The sequence below is a fragment of the Herbaspirillum sp. GCM10030257 genome (genome assembly GCF_042666555.1).
In the GTDB taxonomy this organism is placed as follows: domain Bacteria; phylum Pseudomonadota; class Gammaproteobacteria; order Burkholderiales; family Burkholderiaceae_D; genus Noviherbaspirillum.
The window spans coordinates 42,239-57,834 of the sequence record NZ_JBHTDH010000026.1 but is presented as its reverse complement, the minus strand read 5'-3'; the positions used below and the strand labels follow the sequence as shown (position 1 = coordinate 57,834).

15 protein-coding genes are annotated in these 15,596 nt (G+C 55.1%); 3 read left to right on the top strand and 12 right to left on the bottom strand.

Annotated features, from left to right (window positions below; translation table 11 throughout):
* A partial coding sequence (locus ACFQUU_RS24345; RefSeq protein WP_382250716.1) for an acyl-CoA dehydrogenase family protein occupies nucleotides 1-164 on the top strand: 164 nt, incomplete at its 5' end.
* 172 nt (nucleotides 165-336) lie between these two features.
* Nucleotides 337-1,221 carry a LysR family transcriptional regulator gene (locus ACFQUU_RS24340; protein WP_382250712.1) on the top strand — a complete coding sequence of 295 codons (885 nt, stop codon included), beginning with the start codon at nucleotides 337-339 and terminating at the stop codon, nucleotides 1,219-1,221.
* A 94-nt stretch (nucleotides 1,222-1,315) separates the two neighbouring features.
* On the opposite strand, the gene ACFQUU_RS24335 is transcribed toward ACFQUU_RS24340, so the two are convergent.
* From ACFQUU_RS24335 to ACFQUU_RS24285, 11 genes are all read right to left on the bottom strand, one after another.
* The gene (locus ACFQUU_RS24335; RefSeq protein ID WP_382250711.1) at nucleotides 1,316-2,104 is read right to left on the bottom strand and encodes an enoyl-CoA hydratase; all 789 of its coding nucleotides are present in this window, start codon (nucleotides 2,102-2,104) and stop codon (nucleotides 1,316-1,318) included.
* Nucleotides 2,105-2,115: 11 nt separating this feature from the next.
* Nucleotides 2,116-3,084 carry a Bug family tripartite tricarboxylate transporter substrate binding protein gene (locus ACFQUU_RS24330; RefSeq protein WP_382250710.1) on the bottom strand — a complete coding sequence of 323 codons (969 nt, stop codon included), beginning with the start codon at nucleotides 3,082-3,084 and terminating at the stop codon, nucleotides 2,116-2,118.
* A 41-nt stretch (nucleotides 3,085-3,125) separates the two neighbouring features.
* Entirely contained in the window at nucleotides 3,126-4,301 is a 1,176-nt protein-coding gene (locus ACFQUU_RS24325) for a CaiB/BaiF CoA transferase family protein (protein WP_382250709.1), read from the bottom strand.
* Nucleotides 4,302-4,481: 180 nt separating this feature from the next.
* Entirely contained in the window at nucleotides 4,482-5,267 is a 786-nt protein-coding gene (locus ACFQUU_RS24320; protein ID WP_382250708.1) for an enoyl-CoA hydratase-related protein, read from the bottom strand.
* Nucleotides 5,268-5,311: 44 nt separating this feature from the next.
* On the bottom strand, nucleotides 5,312-6,319 hold the full coding sequence (locus ACFQUU_RS24315; RefSeq protein ID WP_382250715.1) for an NAD(P)H-quinone oxidoreductase: 1,008 nt from the start codon (nucleotides 6,317-6,319) through the stop codon (nucleotides 5,312-5,314).
* Between the two features lie 35 nt (nucleotides 6,320-6,354).
* Nucleotides 6,355-7,533 carry an acyl-CoA dehydrogenase family protein gene (locus tag ACFQUU_RS24310; protein WP_382250707.1) on the bottom strand — a complete coding sequence of 393 codons (1,179 nt, stop codon included), beginning with the start codon at nucleotides 7,531-7,533 and terminating at the stop codon, nucleotides 6,355-6,357.
* Between the two features lie 79 nt (nucleotides 7,534-7,612).
* Nucleotides 7,613-8,575, bottom strand: coding sequence for a tripartite tricarboxylate transporter substrate binding protein (locus tag ACFQUU_RS24305; protein WP_382250706.1), 963 nt, complete (start codon nucleotides 8,573-8,575; stop codon nucleotides 7,613-7,615).
* A 39-nt stretch (nucleotides 8,576-8,614) separates the two neighbouring features.
* Nucleotides 8,615-9,589, bottom strand: a complete 975-nt coding sequence (locus ACFQUU_RS24300) for a tripartite tricarboxylate transporter substrate binding protein (RefSeq protein WP_382250705.1) — start codon at nucleotides 9,587-9,589, stop codon at nucleotides 8,615-8,617.
* A 58-nt stretch (nucleotides 9,590-9,647) separates the two neighbouring features.
* Entirely contained in the window at nucleotides 9,648-10,400 is a 753-nt protein-coding gene (locus ACFQUU_RS24295) for an SDR family NAD(P)-dependent oxidoreductase (RefSeq protein WP_382250704.1), read from the bottom strand.
* Nucleotides 10,401-10,412: 12 nt separating this feature from the next.
* Nucleotides 10,413-12,578 carry an acetate--CoA ligase family protein gene (locus ACFQUU_RS24290; RefSeq protein ID WP_382250703.1) on the bottom strand — a complete coding sequence of 722 codons (2,166 nt, stop codon included), beginning with the start codon at nucleotides 12,576-12,578 and terminating at the stop codon, nucleotides 10,413-10,415.
* Complete coding sequence (locus ACFQUU_RS24285; RefSeq protein WP_382250702.1) at nucleotides 12,575-13,384, bottom strand: enoyl-CoA hydratase; 810 nt, start codon at nucleotides 13,382-13,384, stop codon at nucleotides 12,575-12,577. The genes ACFQUU_RS24290 and ACFQUU_RS24285 overlap by 4 nt, the downstream gene beginning before the upstream one ends.
* 54 nt (nucleotides 13,385-13,438) lie before the next feature.
* On the opposite strand from ACFQUU_RS24285, the gene ACFQUU_RS24280 reads away from it, so the two are divergent.
* On the top strand, nucleotides 13,439-14,251 hold the full coding sequence (locus ACFQUU_RS24280; protein ID WP_382250701.1) for an IclR family transcriptional regulator: 813 nt from the start codon (nucleotides 13,439-13,441) through the stop codon (nucleotides 14,249-14,251).
* A gap of 157 nt (nucleotides 14,252-14,408) precedes the next feature.
* On the opposite strand, the gene ACFQUU_RS24275 is transcribed toward ACFQUU_RS24280, so the two are convergent.
* Complete coding sequence (locus ACFQUU_RS24275; RefSeq protein WP_382250700.1) at nucleotides 14,409-15,575, bottom strand: acyl-CoA dehydrogenase family protein; 1,167 nt, start codon at nucleotides 15,573-15,575, stop codon at nucleotides 14,409-14,411.
* Nucleotides 15,576-15,596: the final 21 nt, after the last annotated feature.

The following is a 15,596-nucleotide window of genomic DNA, read 5'->3' as shown; positions in this document are numbered from 1 at the left end:
TGGCACGCATGGCGCGCGACATGCTGGGCGGGAATGGCATTTCGGATGAATTCGGCGTGATCCGTCACATGGTGAACCTGGAAGTGGTGAATACCTATGAAGGGACGCACGATATTCATGCACTGATTTTGGGTCGTGAACAGACCGGCATCCCCGCATTCTAGGCCAGACCAAAGCTGCGCAACCAGTAGCTGGTAGACAGTGCACCCGATGCCGTTGATGAACCGTGGTCGGTCTGCAGTCCGTAGGATTCGGACCTTCTCGCGATGGTGAGGTACCTGTCGGGAGAGCCCTCAGTGATAAACTGAATTTCCTGACATCGCTAAACGCAAGACAATGCGATACGAACTTACTGACCTCAAGCTTTTTCTCGCCATCGCTGAAGCGCGAAGCCTGTCTGCGGGCGCTTCGAGTTTACACATAACGGCATCATCGGCGAGTTATCGGATTAAGAACCTTGAGCAGGCACTCGGGACCTACCTGTTCCTGAGAAGCGCACGCGGAATGGATTTAACGCCGGCTGGCGAAGTGCTCGCACGGCATGTGCGCGGATTGCTGGCTGGCGTCGAACGTATGCATGACGAGGTCGGACGGTTTTCTGCGGGACTTAAGGGACAGATTCGGATCCTTGCCAATAGCAGCTCGTTAAACGGCTTTATCATCCCTGCTGTCAGTGGTTTTCTTGTTTCGAACCCGAATGTAAATATTGATCTCGAAGAGCGCGCCAGCGCGATGATCCCTGCGGCGATTGCTGCCGGCGAGGCAGATATCGGCGTGCTTGCCGGCTCTGTGGATGCAAGTGGCGTCGATGTGTTGCGCTATGCCGTCGACACATTGATTCTGGTAGTGCCTGTCAATCATCCACTGGCACGAGAGAAAGAAGTCCGGTTCGGCGCCGCGCTTGATTTCGACTTTATCTGCATGGAAAAACACAGCAGCAACTTCCTATTTCTCAGAGAGGTGGCGCAGCGTGCAGGAAAAAATCCAAACGTGCGTATCCACGCGCATAGTTTTGAAGCAGTGCTTGCTCTGGTGGCAGGAGGAGTCGGAATCGCACTTGTTCCCGAAAGTGTCGCCGCTGCTTCTTTGCGCGAAGGCAAAGTGACAAAGATCGGCTTGCTCGAACCATGGGCCTTGAGGGAATTAAATCTCATTCTGAAGTCAGGCGAACAGTTACCATCTTTTACTGCTGCCTTTATCCAGTTTCTGATGAGTGAATGACGCGCTGGTATGCACCACCCAACGCGATATGTACTTTCGCCACCCATGCTGAATCCATGACAGGTAGTACAAATCAGGATCCAGCATCCGGGTTTCACGACGAATGCCTAGCCGCTTTCTTGTCGAGAAATTCCTGCATGTAGCGCTGCGGCTCGCCCGTCTCAAACGCCACGCCGAATTCCCGCACGCTGGCGACAATCGAGGCGTCAAGCGCCTGGTCTTCCCATTCCCGTAGCAGGCGCTTCTGCTGGCGCAGCACCTCCGGTCCCATACCCGCAAGCGAGCTGGCGACACGAGAAACCGCGCTGTCGAGTTCATCGTCCGGCACAACTTCATGCACCAAACCCCAGGCAAGCGCTGTTGCAGAATCCACAGTTTCTCCGGTCAGCAATAGCCATGCAGCACGGGCACCGCCAATCAACCGTGGAATCAGCGATGCATGTATGACCGAAGGAATCCCGACCTTGACTTCGGGCATGCCAAATTTTGCACTCTGGGACGCGATGCGCAGGTCGCAAGCCATCGCGACTTCAAGACCACCGCCCAACGTCCAGCCAGGCATGCGCGCAATGACAGGCGTCGGGAAATGACGCAGGCCGTCACACATTTCCCTCAGGTTACTGATGAAATCCTCGCCAGTCTGGCGATTCAGTGCAGCCATTTCCTTGATATCCGCTCCTCCGATCAGCCCCTTGTCGCCAGTGCCACGCAGCACCAATGTACGGATGCTGCTGTCGGTGCGAAGAATTTTCAGCCGGGCGATGACGTCTTTAATGACCGGCGTACTCAGGATATTGAGCGAGCCCGCATCGCTGATAGTCAGCGTCGCGATGCCCTTATCCATCGTAACGACCGCATGCCGTATTGCTAGTTGTTCAGCCATTGTTTTTCCCGTCACATTTTTTCAAATTTAATATCGGTTACCACTTTCTTCCAGTGTGCGTTCGCAGACTTGATCAGCTCCGCAAATTCATTTCGCGGCGTGTAATTGGGTACCGCTCCCTGATTTTCGATTGCCGATGCGACTTCCGGGCTGGCCAGGGCCTCACGCACCGCACTGTTAAGCTTGTCGAGCACAGCCGGAGGTGTTTCGGCCGGGGCACCGAGTCCGAACCATGACGGGTTGTTCATTGGTGCCAGCCCCGCTTCCGCATAAGTGGGCACATTGGGGAGGATCGGCAACCTTTGCTTTGCCGCTACCGCCAGAGGACGGATTTTTCCGGCTTTGATCAGGCCGGCGGATGACGGAATGTTGTCGAACACCACCTGAACCTGCCCTGCCATCAGGTCGTTCAGCGCCGGGCCGAGCCCCTTGTAGGGAACATGCAGCATGGTCGTCCCTGTGGTCGTCATGAAGAGTTCGCCATTCATGTGGCTCAAGCCGCCATTGCCGGATGAACCGAATGAATATTTCTGCGGATTCGCCTTGAGCGCATTGACCAGCGCAGGAACGCTGGCAGCAGGCATAGACGGATTGACGACCAGGACGTTCGGTACATCGGCGAGCTTGCTGATCGGCGCGAAGTCCTTTATCGGATCATAGGCAGTCTTTGCATAAACCTGAGGATTCACCGCGTGCGAGCTTTCTACCAGCATCACCAGCGTATAGCCGTCGGCGGGCTGTTTCGCAGCGTAGGCGCTGCCGATGCCGCCGCCGGCTCCGGGACGGTTCTCAATGATGAATGGCTGCTTGAGGATACTGCCGAGCTTTGCGCCGACGATACGCGCGATGACATCAGTGGTACCTCCAGGCGCGTACGGCACAATGATACGGACGGTCTTGTCCGGATAGTCGGCGGCCTGCGCACTCAGGGACAGCCCGCCTGCGAACATGGCTGCGGCAATGATCAAGTTTGTCTTCATATGGTCTCCTCCGTAAATGGAATGGGTGCCTGCAAGCGGGATCAATCGCAGACAGGGGCAATACTGCAATCGTGTTCCCCAAGCAGGGGCGGTGCCGCCACGGAAAGGGTTCGCTCTTTCTCATCGCTGAGCATCGGATTTCTTACCAGTGGCACCGAGCCCATGATGGGATGCGGCACATGTTGCATCATGCGTCGGTGTTGCACCTGCGGATGGGTAAAAACCTGATCAAGCGTATTGATTGGTCCCCACGGCACCCCGGCCGCGTCGAACGACTCACTCCAGCTTTGCCGTGAACGCGTGACGAAGACATCTGCCAGTAGTTGCCTGAGTGCGGGCAGGTTCGAGATGCGCTGCGAGTTTGTGCTGAACCTTGCGTCCTTCGCCCACGCGGGCATCCCTGCGACGTCGCAAAAGTGCTGAAATTGACTGTCATTGCCAATGGCGAGGATCAAGTGCCCGTCGGCGCAGCGAAACACCTCATACGGTGCACAATTCGGATGGGCGTTCCCTGACCGCGGTGGATTTACGCCGGATATCAGGTAGTTTGCACCCTGGTTCGCATTGAGCGCGACCGCAACATCCAGCAGAGCGAGGTCAATGAAGGTACCTTCGCCGGTGCGCTCCCTTTGATACAGTGCTGCCAGCACCGCTGCGGTTGCATACATTCCAGTAGTAATGTCAACAACCGCGACGCCTGTTCGCAATGGGCCAGCCCCCGCCATGCCGTCGGAATGGCCCGTGTAGCTCATCAGGCCTCCCATGCCCTGGAACACGTAGTCGTAGCCCGGTTTGTCGGACATCGGCCCATCCTGGCCAAACCCGGTGATCGAAATATAGATAAGGCGGGGATTTTCCTTTGCAAGGGTCGGGTAATCCAGCCCGTAGCGTACCAGCGTGCCAGGTTTGTAATTCTCGACAAGGATGTCCGATTCCTTGGCTAAACTCAGAATCAGGTCTTTGCCGGCGGCCGTTGAAAAGTCGGCACCCACTGAACGTTTGCCCCGGTTACAGCTGGCAAAGTACGCGGACATTTTCTGGCCATCTTCACCTTCCAGGTAGGGAGGTCCCCAACCACGCGTATCGTCGCCGCGGTCGGGGTGTTCGACCTTGGTGACATCGGCACCAAGGTCGGCCAGGTTTTGCGTGCACCAGGGGCCGGCGAGAATACGTGACAGATCGAGCACTTTAATGCCGGCCAGTGCATTTTTAAGCATGTTGTCTCCTATCGATATCGGAATCGAGTATAGATAGGGCAATCCGGTCCGGCTATTTCAATGTTTCGAAAGGCGTGTTCGTGCCACGCGAACACCTGTCGTGTACGACGCTTGTCGTTACGTCGCCATCGATCAGGTTACGAACATGTATAAAGCGTGAGGGCGTAGCTAAATCGCTTTCTAACGCCCTTTAAATACAGGCGTAGCTTTTCGGAGAAACGCGCGCAGCCCTTCAGAGGCATCAGTGGTGGTGCTTGATGCGATCATGTAGCGGGCTTCAAGGTCAAGATGCTCTTCCAGAGAACGGTCTGCCACGCCATCAACCAGCTGTTTTATCTTTTGAAAAGACTGTGTCGCACCGGACGCCAGGCGATTCGTGAGGGATGCCGCTTCGGGCGCCAGTTCCTGATCCGGATACACGGCGTCCAGCAAGCCATACTCCAGGCATTTAGCAGCGTCGGTGGCTTCATTAAGCAACAGAATTCTTTTGGCACGTGCCGGACCAGCGCGTTTGGTGAGCCACCATGAGGCACCGAAGTCTGGTGACAACCCAATGGCAGAATAGCCACCACGAATCTTCACTGATTCCGATGCAAGCACGATATCGCCACATAATGCGATCCCGATGCCACCGCCGCCTACTGGGCCATGGATTGCGCAAACAACAGGAACAGGTAACCCAGCAATCCGTTGTGCAGCGCTGTGCAGAGTGGCCAGCAAGGCATTGAGAAAAGCCGGCAGGTCTTCTGACCGCGACATAGCCGCAATATCTCCGCCAACGCAAAAAACGCGTCCTTTGCCATTAATCAGCAATACACGCACGTCTGGATTGCCTGCGACGCGTTCAACTGCTTCGGAAAATGCCGTCGCGAATGAAAGGTCGATAGCATTTCCAGTTTCCGGGCAATTCAAAGTGATTGTTGCAATGCCATTCTCGATGCTGCACAACACCTGTTCGGATTTCATCTGCTCCTCTATTTGTCGTTCAATTAAAGCCCTTGCACTAAAGGCTAAAGGCGAGTCGAACCATTTTTAACGTCAGATAACGTTAACAGTATCTTGCCGACATGATCGCCGGATTCAATACGCTCATGTGCCTGCGCAACATCCTCAAGACGAAAGGTACTATCAATGATTGGCCGTATTCGCTTTGTTTCGATCAGTGGCCAGATTTGCGTGCGTAATTGTTCGGCGATAGCTGCTTTGAAATCGACCGACCGCGCACGCAGGGTGGCCCCGGTTAAGGTCAGTCGCCGATGCATCATCTGCCGGATATCAAAACTGGCCGATGTCCCACCTAAAAATGCAATGAATACCAGCCGCCCTCCGTCAGCCATGATGTTCTGTTCACGTTTCACGTAGTCGCCACCTACCATATCCAGAATGACATCCACTCCGTGACCGGAAGTCAGCTCTTTAATAGCGGACTCGAAGTCAGTAGTACGATAATTGATAGCGGCATCAGCACCAAGTGACTTGCAAACTTCGCATTTCATATCGGATCCTGCCGTTGCAATAACCCGGTGTCCCAGGGCTGCGGCCATCTGGATCGCCATGACGCCGATTCCGCTAGTACCCCCCTGGATCAAAATTGTTTCACCGGGAGCGAGACGTCCCGCGTCCCACAGCATAGTCCAGACGGTGAAGCAGGCTTCAGGCAGGGCCGCGGCTTCGGTTAACGACAAGCCGGCGGGTACAGGCAGACACTGTGCGGCGGGAACATTGCAGTATTCCGCATAACCTCCACCCGTCAGCAGGGCACAAACTTGCTGTCCTACCTTCCACCCGTTAACAGCCGAACCAACCTCTACTATGGTTCCAGCTACTTCCAGTCCCGGAATATCTGAAGCTCCTAGCGGCGGCGGATAATGACCGCGGCGCTGAACTGTGTCACCACGGTTTACGCCGGCAGCGGTAACGTGGATAAGAAGTTGCGACGGGTCTGACCGTGGTAGCGGGCGTTGCGTCAGCCGCATGACCTCGGGACCACCAAAGCGTGGCAGGCCGATGCACCGCATGCTATCCGGCAGTTTAAATTCCGATAACGGGGCACTCATTTATTGCCTCGCTGCGGGCTCCGCTTCCCAATCCAGCCCATTTCCTTCGCAATCACATCCAGCATGATTTCGTTCGCACCACCTCCGACGGCAACAATACGCAGGTCTCGCAGCATGCGGGTAATGCGGTTTTCCCACATATATCCCTGGCCGCCGAAATACTGGGCACACGTGGAAGGGACTTCCAGCGCCAGCTTGCCGACCAGATATTTTGCCATCGACACCAGACGCGTAACATCGAGGTCCGAAACCAGCGCTTCCCCGGCGCGATAAGCCATTGAACGTGCTGCCTCGATCTGTGACAGGTAGTCGGCGAGCCGGTGATAGAGCGCCTGATTTTCAATCAACGGCTTGCCAAACGTGCGGCGCTCGCGGGTATAGTCGACGGTTAATGCAATCGCGTCGTCCAGTGCGGAAATGCTGCGCAGGCAAGCCCATAGGCGTTCGTGCTGGAATTGCTCCATCTGGTAGATGAAGCCCTTTCCTTCTTCACCAATGAGGTGGCGTTGCGGCACCCGTACTTCGTCAAAGAATACCGGCGCGGTGTCGGAACACTGCATGCCGAGCTTATGCAGCGGCTTGCCCACACTGACTCCACGCGTGTCCATGGGAACCAGGATCAAGGACTTGTTGCGATATGGCCCACCTTCCTCCGATGTATTGACCAGCAAGCTGATCCAGCGTGCATGCGTAGAATTAGTGATCCACATCTTCGCGCCATTAATGACATAGTCGCCGCCATCCTTGCGCGCAGTCGTTTTTATGGCTGACACATCGGAACCAGCACCCGATTCGCTCACCCCAATACTGGCCACTGCTTCGCCGCTGATTGCGGGAACCAGGAACTCGTTACGCAGTGCGTCGTTGCCGTGGGCGGTGAGTGCTGGTATCGCTGACAAGTGCGCTCCAATGGCAAACGGTATGCTGGGCGAATGCGCATGTCCAAGCTCTTCTGCTGCGACCATGACGTAGGAAAAATCCAGTCCGAGCCCGCCAAATTCAGCCGGCTTGTTGATGCCAAGCAAACCAAGTTCGCCTGCGCGCGCAAAGATCGCTGGCAGCGGCGCAGCGCCGGCCGCTTCCCACTTGTCCGCATGCGGGTTCAATTCCTGGTCTACAAATTTCCTAATGCCGCGTCGCATGTCTTCATGGGTCGAGGTAAATAAACTAGACACTTGAATGCACTCCATCTTTAAAGGGTGACAAACTTTGGTAATTCTGGCGGGGCGTTGCGAATATCCAATCTTCTCTAAATCAAGGAAGCAAACCTGCCTGCTCAAGGGAATTGCGCTCCTTCTCATATGCGGTTTTGGCATACGCCGCATATTCTTCAGGCGTTTTCCGCCATAGAGTCTGGTGGATGGATTTAAGGACTTCCAGATGCTGTGGATCGTTCAATGCCTTGTCAAAGGCACGATGCAGTTTCTGTACAACTTCAGGTGGCATGCCTTTCGGACCGACTAAGCCATAAGGGCTTTGGGATACCAGGTTGATGCCGAGTTCACGTGCTGTCGGCACATCAGCCAACCCTGCGTAACGTTCGGGCTCCCACAGCATCAGGATGCGCGCTTTGTCACCAAGCATGGTAAGAGTGCTGATGGCGTCGGCGGAAATCATGACTTCGCCGCTGAGAAGCGCACGGGCCGTCTCGGACCCGCCTTTGTAAGGTATGTGGTTGAACTTGAGACCGGTTTGCCGCTCGATTTCAGCCATGCCCAGATGCTGGGTGCTGCCAATGCCAACCGAGCAATAACTTACCTTGCCAGGATTGGCCCGTGCATACTTCACAATATCGTTCCACGACTTGAACTCTGAGTCGGAACGCACAGCAACACCGAGCAGATAACCGGAAAGTCCTGTCACATAAGTAAAGTCACGCAGAGGATCCCAGTTCACTTTTTGCATGTGCGGCATTCGCCAGACAGTCACCGGTGCGTGTGCCAAGGTATAGCCATCGGGTTTGCCAGTGCTGGCAAGCGTGCTGGCCGCCAGTGTTCCACCTGCGCCGGATTTGTTTTCCACGATAACGGGCTGGCCGAGCTCCTTGCTAGCCAGATTGGCCAGAACACGGATTTCCCGGTCGGTACTGCCGCCCGCTGGATAAGCAACCTGTATTGTGATTGGCCGGTTCGGGAAGGTTTCGGCTTGCACAACGGTAACGTTGAGACATGCAGTGATAGAGGCACAGACAGCTAGGATGAAAGCTTTGATGCTCATAAGGGTCTCCTGGTTAAATCGCAACATGTTTGGAGGTTTTTAGTCCTTCGAAATCAGTCCTGCCTGTTCCATCAACTTGCGCTCCTCTTGGAACGCAGATTTCGCGTATGCCGCGTAATCCGCGGGCGAGCGGTACCACAGCGTCTGATGAATCTGCCCGAGCAGCTGGATATGCTCCGGATCCTCGAGGGCCTTCTTGAATGCCTCGTGAATTTTGCTGACGACCTCTGCCGGCATTCCCTTTGGCCCTACGAGTCCAAACGGACTCTGGTACACGATGTTGAGTCCCAGTTCACGCGCGGTTGGCACGTCGGGCAAGCCCGTGTAGCGGGTCGGCTCCCATACCATCAGAATACGGGCTTTGCCTGCATTGGCGAGTCCGGCGAAACCGCTGACGGCGTCGGCTTGTAGCATGACTTCGCCGGAAAGGAGGGCGCGCGAGGAATCCGCTGCACCTTTATAAGGAATATGATTGAAGCGAACCCCTGTCTGCTTTTCAATATCCGTCATCGCCAGGTGCAGCGTGCCGCCAATACCAGTCGACGCATAACTCACGGCACCAGGATTTGCGCGCGCATGCCGAACTACGTCCTCCCATGTCTTAAATGGAGAGTCGGCGCGCACTGCGACACCCAGTACATAGCCCGACATCCCGATGATGTGGGTAAAATCCCGCACCGGGTCCCAGTTCACTTTTTGCATGTGCGGCACCCGGAATACGCCGACCGGCGCCTGGGCAAGCGTGTACCCATCGGGCCTGCCGGACAAGGCGAGTGTGCTTGACGCGAGTGTGCCTGCCGCTCCCGGCTTGTTTTCGACAATGATGCTCTGGCCGAGATGCTTCGATGCCAATCCCGCCAGCACCCGGAATTGACGATCAGTTGCACCTCCCGGCGAAAACGCAACTTGTACGGTGACGGGGCGGCTCGGATAATTATCGGCAGCAACAGCGTTTGCCGCGATCAGATGGACGACTCCAGCCAGGCAAGCCGCAAATAAGTGTGTGAAGCGCATACGTGTCTCCTAAATATGGTTTTAACCTGCAAAACGATCAGCGCGAAACGATGGCCGGTCAGTTCATGAGCGCTCCGCCGTTGACATCGAAGCATGCGCCTGTCACAAATGCAGCTTCTTCCGAAGCAAGAAAGGCAATCACCGCCGCAATTTCTTCCGGTGTTCCGCCGCGGCCCACCGGGGTCTTGGCGCGGATCAGCGCCAGGATGTCGGGGCTCATTGCCAGTGCCAGTTTGGTTTCTACCAGACCTGGCGCAACGGCATTCGCGGTCACCCCATACGGCGCGAACTCAGTTGCAATAGCGCGCGTCAGTCCAAGGATGGCCGCCTTCGAGGTCGCATACGCAGAGCTGGCCTGATTCGGATTGGAGCGGCCCGCACGCGACGAGGTATTGATAACCCGGCCCCAGCCACGTTCCCGCATCGACGGCACGAACTGCTGCGCAAGCCGCATCGGCGCTGTAACGTTGACCTGCATGACAAACTCCCATTCTTCCAGCGAGATGCCTGCCAACCCGGCTGCCTTACCCGCATGCTTGGGCGACACGGCAGCGTTATTTACCAGGATGGCAACCGGTTCCCAGCGCTCGCGGACTGCCGTATCCAGTTGTTGGGGTGCATCTGGCTGACGAAGATCGATTGCCAGGGGCAGTACTCGGTCCGACGGCAGATCGGCAGCCGTGGCCTCAAGCGCTTCTGTATCAAGGTCAACCATGGCGACACGGTGGCCAGCATCAAGCAGTTTGACTACGGTCGCCAAACCGATTCCGCGCGCCGCACCGGTCACCACAGCAGTTCGTTGTTGATTCATCTCGTTATTCCTTTAGCGATTACATTCAGCTGGTGCAACGGACAAGAGCGCATCAAGTGCAACCACCCCATCCCCGTCTGCCCGAACCAGAAGTGGATTGATCTCAAGTTCATTGATCTCCCCATCGAACTGCATCGCAAGTGTCGAGACAGCCGCGATCGCCGAACAGGCTGCTGCGATGTCGCCTTGGGGTTTTCCGCGAAAGCCGGTCAGCAACTTGTAGCCACGCAGTTCCTCAAGCATTTCCTGCGCAATTGTTTCATCAACTGGAAGCAATCGATGGGCGACATCGCGGAATACCTCAGTGAAGATGCCGCCCAGTCCCACCGTTATCGATAGCCCGAAGATCGGATCCCTTGTGATACCGACGATCAGCTCACCTACTCCAACTTCCATTCTTTGCACCAGCACGCCGCGCAATTCGGCATCGGGCTGTGACGCCTGGACGTTTTTCATCACTTCGGCGTAAGCACTTCTGACTGCATCTGCATTCATTAGATGCAGCCGGACGCCTCCGGCTTCGGTCTTGTGCGCAATGTCGGGACTCAGAATCTTGAGTGCGACCGAATACCCGGCCATATCGGCAAGAGCTGCCGCTTCATCGGCATTTCCGGCCACCCGCTCCTCACAAACCGGCACGCCGTGCGATTTGAGCAGATGCTTGGTCTGATGTTCATCCATCCTGCGTGAAAGGACGAACTTTTCCTCGCTTGTCGCAGTTCGACCGTTGCGCAGCGTTCTCCAGTGTTCCCTCCTGCTTGCCTCTTCACGCCATGGCAAATACGTCGCCATCGCGCCAACTGCCCGGGCAACATCGGTAAAGACGGGAATACCCGCGCGTTCAAGATCACCGCGTGATTTTGCCTTGCCGGTATCGATGGCAATGAACAGAAGGCCGGATCGACGTGATGCGTCGATCAGTTCATTAGCAATGCGGTCAAGCAGGTAGCCGGTCGCGTAGACCAGGACCGTATCAACATGGCTATCGGCGACCACCGTTGCAAAGACTTCTGTCGCGAGTCCTTCCCGGTTATACAGGTTAGCGGTCAGATCGATAGGGTTGGCCACCATTCCCAGCATCGGCGCTTTTTCCTTGAGTTCCCTTTGCGCACCCAGCGGAAGGACCGGAACCTCTAGCCCGGCTGATACCAGCAAATCCGTCAGCAAGCCGCCCATTGCACCGGATATTGATGCCACTGCAACGCGTCGGCCTGCGGTCCTGTCCTTCATGCTGGCAAGGTAAGCAACGTCGACCAGTTGCATGGGATCGCGTGCCTGCATGATGCCCAATTGCCGGAATGCGGCGCGGTTGATGGCCTGATTGCCTGCCAGCGAAGCAGTATGCGACATCGCAGCAATGGAGCCCTGTTCGGTTTCTCCGGATTTGATGAGTATCAGCGCCTTCCCCGCACGATGGAATTTCTCGCTTACTCTGATCAGGCGTTCACCGTCACGCAAGCCTTCAAGGTAGCCGATCACAGAATGTGTCTGCGGATCATCGGCAAGATATTCGAGATATTCGGCAAACTCGATGCTGGCTTCGTTACCGGTATTGATGAACTGGTTAAACTTTATGCCGCGTTCATAACCAGCCACATACAAGATGGCGCACATGTTGCCGCTTTGTGTCACCAGACTTACATGACCGGCGCCAGTATTGGGCGGGTAATCGCGAAAGATAGTGGCAAACGCAGTAATGGCGCGCGTGTTCAAGTTGGCCAGACCCATGCAGTTGGGTCCGCAGACTGCCATATCATTCTCACGGGCGAACGCGGCGATCTTCTGCTGCAACCTCGCGCCTTCTTCGCCCTCTTCCGCAAAACCGGATGCATAGATAATTGCAGCGCGGATGCCTTTCTCGTGGCATTTGACGAGCGTGGGGAATACCATTTCCGCACCGATGGCAAGAACCGCGAGATCGGGTATCTCGGGCAAGCTTTCGATATCCGGATAACATTGCAGGCCGTGCATTTCCGTGTACTTCGGATTGACTGGATAGACCTTGCCTTCAAAGCCAAACTTAACCAGGTGATCAATCGCAATCCCGCCAAGCCGCGACGGTTCCGCCGATGCGCCAACGAAAGCAATGGACCGTGGATTAAGCAACAAGTCCATCGGGCGCAAGTAAGTACATTCCGTTACTGGGGCAACCTGTGTCGCTATGTCACGCTTGTTCATTTACACTCCGCAAGTGTCGTTTTATTCTGGTCAATCACCTTTGCAAGCCCGGCGTTCCTGATTTCCGCAAATTCCGCTGACGCATGGGTAACCTGGTGGGTATCGAAATGTGCCTGTACCGCATTTCGGAAACCTTGGATGTCGTAGGTACGATTAAGGGATTTTTTCAGTGCGCGCATGGCGAATGGTGGTGCTTTTGCGATTTGCTGCGCGATCTCCATCGTGCGCGCGTCGAGGTCAGCGCGCGGCACTACGCGATTGACCATCCCGATGCGAAAGCCGTCTTCCGCATTGATGCGCTCGCCAGTGAACAGAAATTCCTTCGCATGCCGCAGGCCCATCACCCAGGGTTGAAACAATACTTCGGTCCCGGCCAGTCCCATGGAAAACATGACCGAATCCCAGAACCATGCATCATCGGCGGCAATGACCAGATCGCTCATGTTGGCCAGCATGAAACCGCCTGCAACACATGCGCCCTGTACTTGTGTAATCGTTGGCTTGGGACAGTCCCATATGTTCAGGCAGTAGTCGAGGTAGTGATACTCTTCATAATCCCATCGCTCCTCCGCAGTAAAATCGGATCGCTTGACTTGTGCTTCCTTGAGGTCGTGACCCGCCGAGAAATGTTTACCTTTCCCTGCGAGAATAATGACACGCACGGAGTCGTCACGACCGGCTTCAGCGATTGCAACATCCAGGTCCAGAAGCATCTGCCGGGTCTGGGCATTTGCAAAGTCGCCCCGGTTAAGCCAGATTCGCCTTACGGAACCCACGTTTTCAATTACCAGTGCTTGGTCTTGCATGTCGTCTCCTTGAAAGATATCCGATTGGTGATATCCATTTCAAACCTGACGACCATGAAGCGCAACCTTCGATATATACTTTGTGCATATTATGAACAGCAACGATATATGAGTACCGGCACACAAAGTCTTGATCGCGCACTCAGCTTGCTCAGTCTGATTGAACAGAGCCATCAGGAGGGCATTGAACTGGCAGAGCTTGTCGAAAAGAGTGAACTCGACCGTACTACTGTTTATCGGCTTGTCAGTGCGCTGGTACAGGCAGGCTTCGTTGAGCGCAATGCTATAACGAAGAAGTACCGCTTGGGTGTGGAAGCAATGCAGATAGGCTTGATGGCGATGAGTCGGGCGCCTATTGTTGAATTGTGCAAGCCAATGATGCAATTGCTTGCGCGTGAAACCAAAGATACCGTGTTTCTCGTGGTTCGCAATGGCGACTACGCACATTGTCTGCATATCGAGCAAGGCAGTTTTCCGGTTAAGGCGATTACCCAGCATGTAGGAGGGTTGCGCATCCTCGGTTTAGGAACTGCTGGCCAGGCCTTGCTTGCCACCATGAGTGACATAGAGATTGAGGCGATTTATTTGCGTCATCGCGAAGAGTACGAGAGTCACGGTTTGAGCTTGCCAGAACTGAGGCAGGCTGTAAAAAATATTCGCGCCAAGGGCCATGCTGTAACAGTCGATATCATTACGGAAGGTGTCTGTGGCGTCGGAGTCGCATTTGAAATTACCAAAGGCAATTACGCCGGCGTGAGTATTGCTGGCATCGGTTCGCGCTTTTCTGCCGCCCGGTGCAGGGAAATCGCCTCCCTGATCGAAGAACAGTTGCGTAGCATTGGATTCCGTTCATTCGCCGGCGATTAAAACAAGTGAACAGCGTCGACCTGAACATTGATAAGAGTCGCGGAGAATGGCCTGTCAATCTTGATGGCCTTCTAATACCAATCCCGCCCCGCCACAAATGCATCGCGTACCGTTATGGGCCGGAATTGGTATTGCACGATGTTCACTGGGTGAAACATCAGGCTGAACGTGCCGTCGTCAATCCCATTTTTTTAGCAATGATCGACAACATGACCTCATCAGCCCCGCCGCCAATTGATCCAAGCCTGGAGTCGCGGTAGGCACGCGCTGCGCGGTTCTCCCAGGTATATCCCATCCCGCCGTAAAACTGCACGCACCAGTCGGCAATTTCACGTGCAAGTCTGCCGGCCTTCAGCTTGGCCATTGATGCGAGCTCAACGACGTCTTCCCCCGCAATATATTTTTCCGCGGCCATATAAATGAGTCCGCGCAAAGCCTCGACTTCTGTCTTGAGTTCTGCCAGCTTAAACTGGATGTACTGATTGTCTAGCAGAGGTTTTCCAAAAGCCACACGCTGGCGCAAATAGTCGGCCACTTCGGTAATCAGATGTACTGCGCCAAGTCGTCGCGCAGCAGCCGCAAGACGTTCTTCCTGAAATTGTTCCATCTGGTAGATGAAACCCATATTTTCTTGTCCAATGCGATTACTTTGAGGAACGCGAACCCCGTCAAAAAAGATCTGGGCGGTATCGGACGACAAGTTGCCAAGCTTGCGAATTTTTTTCATCTCAATTCCTGGACGCAGCTTGCCGTTTTCCCTCAACGGAACAATAATCAACGACTTGTTCTTGTGCACGGGACCGTCCGACGTATTGGCAAGCAGGCAAATCCAGTCCGCCTGTGTCGCATTGGTGATCCACATTTTCGACCCGTCGATGATGTAATCGCCTCCGTCCTTACGTGCACGAGTCTTCAGTGACGCAACATCCGAGCCGGCGCCCGTTTCGGAAACGCCGATCGAAATCACAACGTCCCCGGCAATAGCAGGAGCCAGATATTCGCGCCGCAACGCATCACTGCCGTGACGGGCCAGTGCAGGTGTCGCCATGTCGGTCTGGACGATAATTCCCATACTTACGCCCTGCGCCGTCACGGCGCCAAGCGCTTCTGCAGCCGCAATATTGTAAGAGTAATCTAACCCCATGCCACCAAAGGCCTCTGGCCGGTTGATGCCTAGGAAGCCGGCATTACCCATTTTTTTAAACAGCTCGTGTGCCGGGAAGATACCTGCTTCTTCCCATTCATCGGAGTAAGGCTCGATTTCTACCTGAATGAAGCGATTGATCGCGTCCATCAGTTTGTGATGCTCTTCTGTATAGATCATGGAATGGTTCGATAATATGAA